The sequence below is a fragment of the Allobosea sp. CS1GBMeth4 genome, from assembly GCF_900185715.1.
Classification (GTDB): domain Bacteria; phylum Pseudomonadota; class Alphaproteobacteria; order Rhizobiales; family Beijerinckiaceae; genus Allobosea.
This window is the reverse complement of the sequence record NZ_FYAS01000023.1, coordinates 1-1,163: the sequence shown is the minus strand read 5'-3', so window position 1 is coordinate 1,163 and position 1,163 is coordinate 1. Positions and strand designations below refer to the sequence as shown.

Sequence of the window (1,163 nt, the reverse complement as noted above, 5' to 3'; positions counted from 1 at the left end):
CGTCCGGTTTCGACGAGGATGTCGCGCTTGCCGGCGTGGTTGGCCGGTCCGACGATGCCCTCGTTCTCCATGCGCTCCATGATCGAGGCGGCGCGGTTGTAGCCGATCTGCAGCCGGCGCTGGATGTAGGAGGTCGAGGCCTTCTTGTCGCGCAGCACGATCGCCACCGCCTGGTCGTAAGGGTCCTCGCTCTCGGCAGCGCCCATGCCGGTCTTGTCGAACACCGCCCCGTCCTCGTCCTCGCCGGGGCCATCCTCCTCGGCGGTGACCGCGTCGAGATAGTCCGGCCGCCCCTGCGTCTTCAGATGCGCGACGACCTTCTCGACCTCGGCATCGGAGACGAACGGGCCGTGCACCCGGGTGATCCGCCCGCCGCCGGCCATGTAGAGCATGTCGCCTTGGCCGAGCAGCTGCTCGGCCCCCATCTCGCCGAGGATGGTGCGGCTGTCGATCTTCGAGGTGACCTGGAAGGAGATCCGCGTCGGGAAGTTCGCCTTGATCGTGCCGGTGATCACGTCGACGGAAGGCCGCTGCGTCGCCAGCACGACATGGATGCCGGCCGCCCGCGCCATCTGCGCCAGGCGCTGGATCGTGCCCTCGATCTCCTTGCCGGCGACCATCATCAGGTCGGCCATCTCGTCGACGATCACCACGATATAGGGCAGAGGCGACAGCTCCATCGCCTCCTCCTCGTAGATCGCCTCGCCCGAATGCTTGTCGAAGCCGGTCTGCACCGTGCGGGTGATCACCTCTCCCGCCGCCAGCGCCTCGCCGACCCGCACATTGAAGCCGTCGATGTTGCGCACACCGAGCTTCGACATCTTCTTGTAGCGCTCCTCCATCTCGCGCACCGCCCATTTCAGCGCCACCACCGCCTTCTTCGGGTCGGTCACCACCGGCGTGAGCAGATGCGGGATGCCGTCATAGACCGAGAGCTCGAGCATCTTCGGGTCGACCATGATCAGCCGGCACTCCTCCGGCTTCAGCCGGTAGAGCAGCGACAGGATCATGGTGTTGATCGCCACCGACTTGCCCGAGCCGGTCGTGCCCGCCACCAGCAGATGCGGCATCCGCGCCAGATCCGCGATCACCGGCTCGCCGCCGATCGTCTTGCCCAGGCACAGCGCCAGCCTGTGCTTGGTCGCCTCGAAATCATGGCTGGC

The 1,163-nt window shown here is 66.7% G+C and carries 1 protein-coding gene; it reads right to left on the bottom strand.

Annotation, left to right across the window (positions count from 1 at the left end; all coding sequences use genetic code 11):
• Window positions 1-1,163, bottom strand: a 1,163-nt coding sequence (locus CS1GBM4_RS13645) for an FtsK/SpoIIIE domain-containing protein (protein ID WP_280177716.1), incomplete at both ends; no start/stop codon positions are given.